The 4,967-nt window shown below is 44.3% G+C and carries 4 protein-coding genes; all 4 read left to right on the forward strand.

Annotation, left to right across the window (positions count from 1 at the left end; genetic code table 11):
- Positions 1-832 precede the first annotated feature (832 nt).
- The 4 genes from SU60_RS21005 to SU60_RS06640 all read left to right on the forward strand — a co-directional run bounded on the left by SU60_RS21005 (position 833) and on the right by SU60_RS06640 (position 4,720).
- On the forward strand, positions 833-2,593 hold the full coding sequence (locus SU60_RS21005; protein WP_052481508.1) for a diguanylate cyclase domain-containing protein: 1,761 nt from the start codon (positions 833-835) through the stop codon (positions 2,591-2,593).
- Positions 2,497-3,141 carry a putative bifunctional diguanylate cyclase/phosphodiesterase gene (locus SU60_RS21010; RefSeq protein ID WP_245228381.1) on the forward strand — a complete coding sequence of 215 codons (645 nt, stop codon included), beginning with the start codon at positions 2,497-2,499 and terminating at the stop codon, positions 3,139-3,141. Before SU60_RS21005 ends, SU60_RS21010 begins: the two co-directional genes overlap by 97 nt.
- Before the next feature lie 34 nt (positions 3,142-3,175).
- Positions 3,176-3,526, forward strand: coding sequence for a PAS domain-containing protein (locus tag SU60_RS22335; RefSeq protein ID WP_245228382.1), 351 nt, complete (start codon positions 3,176-3,178; stop codon positions 3,524-3,526).
- Positions 3,527-3,640: 114 nt separating this feature from the next.
- Positions 3,641-4,720, forward strand: coding sequence for a methyl-accepting chemotaxis protein (locus SU60_RS06640; protein WP_245228383.1), 1,080 nt, complete (start codon positions 3,641-3,643; stop codon positions 4,718-4,720).
- Positions 4,721-4,967 lie beyond the last annotated feature (247 nt).

Consider the following 4,967-nt stretch of genomic DNA (forward strand, 5'->3'; position numbering starts at 1 on the left):
TTTTGGACATTTTCGAGTTACGGTAACGGGCTGATTTCTACCCTTCGGATAACTTCTGGCATCCTAAAACGTCAAAGACCACCGTTGTCGGCGATGGTCGGCGTGACAGGAAATGGACAATTCCTTGCACCAGAGAACTGTGTTACCAGATTTACTTTATTCAGGATTCTCGACAAAGTATGCAGAATCCTGAACACCCATAATGGGGTTGTCCCATACAGCCTTAATCTAATAACCCTTATAAAAACCGTACTTTCTTCTAATGTGTAACTGTTATGGGGCTGTGCAAGGCCTCTTCGCCAGAATACTGGGTATAGCTCGAAGTTTTCACGGTCGATGAAAGTTGATAATACAGATAGCTAAGATAGAATCGGTCTGTATAAAAATGGAGCATTTTTTCTTACCTAGAACTAGGCAATTCGCTTTGTCGCTGACGATTCTGTTAGAAGAATATAATAAAAAGCCATTGCCAAAAAGGACTTACAATAGAGGCCAAACGTTGTTCTCAATCTAGAATTATTTGGTCTAGCGCCGTAACTATCAGGTATTATCATTACCTGAACAAACCAGTAAAAAAAATCGGTTACTCGAAAGAGAAGTCAACCTGTTGCAGTCTATCCTCAAATAAAGGCTTAACGCGATTTTTTACATTCATAATTAGGGTAAACTAATCATAGAAATACAAACAATAATGGAATAAAAACGTAGTGAGAAGTTGGCAACCTCTGAGAAAACAAAGGAATGAGGCAGTGATAGCTGGAATAGAATGGCTTTCGGGGAAGGTTATCACCCATCATGAGCCTATAAGTGTTAGCAAAAGAGGCGTGATGATATGACAAATCTTCATACCAGACAGCACCATATCGATATGTTCCCTTGGAATGACAGTTTCAACACAGGTATAGACGAAATTGACCAGCAGCACAAACAGTTGGTTTTCCTGCTTAATCAAGTTGCAAACCATATTATTTTTCAGCAGGAAGAGCCTCCTTTACGCAGCATTATTGATGAACTGGTTGATTACGCGGCCTACCATTTCCAGAGTGAAGAAAACCATTGGCTAGCGATATTGCCTGATGTCCATGAAACTGTCAGTCATAGAGATAGCCATAGTCGCTTTATTGAACGCATACAAGAGTTCAAATTGAAGTCAGACATTATACCAATAGAGCAGTGGCTGGAAGAGCTACTGTCTTTTTTAGCCAGTTTGCTGGCGGCTCATATTCTGGAAAGTGATAAGCACATGGCTTTGCTTGTAAATGCCGTCGAGTCTGGCATGTCTGTTGAGGAAGCTCGCCAGTGGACTGACGAGCAAATGCGGGACTCAACAAAAGCCATTATAAACATCATTATTGCTTCGTATAAAAACTTAAGTGCCAGCGCATTACGCCTGATGCGTGAACTTAAACACGGGAACCTCACCCAGACGAAACTCTCAAACAGCGAGCTTCGGTTACAACAGGCGATGGAATATGCCCAGATTGGCTACTGGTCACTCGGCTACAACAGTGAAGTGGCGGATTGGTCTCCCGAGATATTTAACCTGTTTGGCCTGCCAGAAGGCTCTGTCCCCAGCCCGGATTCGCTCTGTAGCATCATGCATAAGGATTACCATATCCCTTTCCTTAACTCTATGCAGGAGTGTTTCCAGACCGGAAAAGAGCATTATGTTGAATATCCTATAATCCGGCCAAGCGATGGGAAAGAGCGCTGGATAGAGTGCCGTGGTAGAGTAACCTATCATGACGATGGAACACCCGACAGGATAGCGGGCTTTGTTCAGGATATAACTCAGCGTAAGGACAGCGAAAAGCAAATCACAGAGTTCGCACATTATGATTCATTAACGGGGCTACCAAACCGACGGCGACTATTTGACAGGCTGCACCAGACTATTGCGGCTTGCAAACGCCGCAACCAGAACAATGCGTTATTATTTTTAGATATTGATAATTTTAAAAAGATAAATGACCAGCATGGGCATGAGTATGGAGACGCGCTTCTTAAGAACGTCGCCTTACGCATCAGACAGTGTATTCGCGATGGTGATACGTTAGCCCGTTTGTCGGGTGATGAATTCGTTGTCATTCTTCCCGGTCTGGATGCCAACTCTATGGATGCAGCCACTCAGGCTGAAGTTGTGGCGACAAAATTGTCGGACGTACTTGCTGAAACCTACCAGCTACAAAATATCCAGTATAAAAGTGGTGTAAGCATTGGTATTGCGCTCTTTTCTGATAGCAAGCAAACCGAATCAGAACTTTTAAAACAGGCCGATATGGCTATGTATAAGGCAAAACAATCGGGAAAAAACGCGGTTTGTTTCTTTGACCCACAAATGCAGAATGAAGTCATGGAGCACGCCCAGTTGGAGGATGACCTGCAAAAAGCGATTCAAGGGCAGGAATTTGTTCTCCACTATCAACCTCAGGTTAACCAGAAAAACACGTGCGTGGGGCAGAAACATTGGTTCGCTGGCAACACACTGACAAAGGCTTGGTTGGGCCTGATAGGTTTATTTCTCTTGCAGAAAAAACCGGGCTCATCGTTCCCCTTGGTAACTGGGTACTCAAGTCAGCCTGTAAACAGTTGAGTTTATGGCAGGAGAGAGCAGAAACCCAACACCTGACACTTTCCGTCAATGTAAGTGCCAGACAGTTTCATGATCCGCAGTTCATACCTCTGGTTTGTCAGTTACTCGAAAAGTATCACCTGCCAAGAGGCAAGCTACGTTTAGAGCTCACAGAAACGATGATGGTCGATGATATGGATAAAACGATTTCATCCATGAACGTCCTCAGAAAAAAAGGTGTGCACTTTGCTCTGGATGACTTTGGTACCGGATACTTATCACTTCGATATCTCAAAAGACTCCCCCTAAGCCAGCTAAAGATTGACCGCTCGTTTGTGGTTGATTTAGAGTCAGATGTCAATGACCAGTCTATCGTCAAAACGATTATATCAATGTCGGAGGCCCTAGGATTATACGCAATAGCGGAAGGCGTTGAGACTGAAAAACAGAGAGCGTTTCTGGAAAACGAAGGATGTAGAGTCTATCAGGGGTTCCTTTACAGCAAGCCCATACCGATTGAAGATTTTGAAGTATTTATAGACAAATATAACAGCCATGCTGTTCAATAATAACTAACAAACAATAAAGAAGTTGAGAAGTATTATGTCAGATGAAAGAGTTCGGTTTTCAGACAGTGATAGTCTGATATCTACCACGACCGCAGACAGTCACATTACATATTGTAACGAGGATTTTTGCCGCATTGCCGGATACGAAGAAGAGGAGTTACTCGGTAAGCCCCATAATGTCATTAGGCACAGTGATATGCCAAAACCCGCATTTGGTCAGCTCTGGGAGTATATTCAATCGGGTAAAAGCTGGATGGGGCTGGTAAAAAACAAATGTAAAGGCACTGGTCATTACTGGGTATCCGCCTTTGTTACCCCTATTATGGATAAAGACGGTAAAGTCTATGAATACCAGTCTGTCCGGACTCAACCAACCGATGAATAAATATCCAGAGCCTATTCACTTTATGCAAAACTTCGAAATGGCACCGTTTCCATAAGGCGTATTAAGTGGGTAAGCCTAAACTTTTGGCTGCTTATTACCCAATTAACAGCGCTTATGTTACTTGCCTTCGGTGTGTTGCCGCTATCAGCGGCACTGTGGATACTAATTCCACTTTGCACCATCCAAGCTGCCACATCATTCAGGCTCAAGCAGCGCCTTGCTTCTGTCAATAAACTTGCTAAATCACACTATGACAACCCACTCATGGAGCAGCCTTACACCGGGTATTGTGATGATATCTCCCGGATTGAACTGGCAATGATGATGAAACGGGCCGAGCTTCGGGCGGCTACCGCAAGGGCCAATGAAACGTCGGAGAGCCTGCTTCAGGCCGCAACTGAAGAAGTAGCGAACAGTCAGGCCATCGACAGAGAGCTGGGTGAGCAAGATACGGCTACTGATGCTATGGCCGTTTCCGCAGAAGAGATGCTGGCCTCCATTGATGAAGTTGCTAATCAGGCTAAGCAAAGCTCTGAGTTTGCCCAAAATGCTCAAATAAAAGCTGAGGAAGGAAGCCTGACGATTGATGAGGCTGTCGAAACGGTCCATGTGCTTAGCCAGCAGCTTGATAACTCTAAAACGGCACTTGAGCAGCTCTACGCAGATGTTGATGGTATTGAAACCATTCTGGAAATGATACAAGGCATTGCCGAGCAAACTAACCTGCTGGCACTCAATGCTGCAATAGAAGCCGCCAGAGCGGGAGAGCACGGTCGCGGATTTGCTGTTGTGGCTGATGAAGTTCGCGCTCTATCAGGAAAAACCAGCACCTCTGTCGATGATATTCGCTCGAAAATAGAAGTGCTTCAGGCAACCGTAAACAAGACAGGTAGCTTGATGGAAGAAGGTATAACCGCATCAGAGCTAAGCGTCACCAAGTCCCAGAAAAGTAAAGAGGCTTTTGAGGCGATTGTGAATGATTTGGGAGCCATTGGCGAACAAAGCACCAGTACCTCACAAGCCATTACTGAGCAGGTTCAGGTGACTCAGGGCATGACTGAGCATGTGCATCGAATGAAAGAAGCCATTCGCTTAACTAAATCCCTATCATCCACCTCCGTAGACCGCACAAACCTGTTGGTTGAACGCCTAGAAAGCCTGCAACGTCTGGTGAAACAGTTCAGTCAATCCTAAAGGAAAAAGGATAATATTGATTAGCCCTTCTCATTTGAGATAGGTCAATAAAAACATAAGCAAAATTATTGCTTGTCGCTAAGCAGAATATTCATGCAAGTTAGGGAGTATGAATGAATTGTGTAAACCTGAGAGTTTTTGGGAGTTTTCTATCACGGTCTCTCTGCTGCTAACCATGAGCAAAAGTATGGTGTTTTCAGTGGCGCGATTTGCTACTGAGTAATTGCGTTAACAAGAAAAGGGGCAT

The sequence above is a fragment of the Vibrio mytili genome, assembly GCF_000830505.1.
Classification (GTDB): Bacteria; Pseudomonadota; Gammaproteobacteria; order Enterobacterales; family Vibrionaceae; genus Vibrio; species Vibrio mytili.

Coding starts and splice junctions, on each gene's coding strand:
- SU60_RS21005 (WP_052481508.1), top strand. CDS start 833: ATGACAAATCTTCATACCAGACAGCACCATATCGATATGTTCCCTTGG.
- SU60_RS22335 (WP_245228382.1), top strand. CDS start 3,176: ATGTCAGATGAAAGAGTTCGGTTTTCAGACAGTGATAGTCTGATATCT.
- SU60_RS06640 (WP_245228383.1), top strand. CDS start 3,641: ATGTTACTTGCCTTCGGTGTGTTGCCGCTATCAGCGGCACTGTGGATA.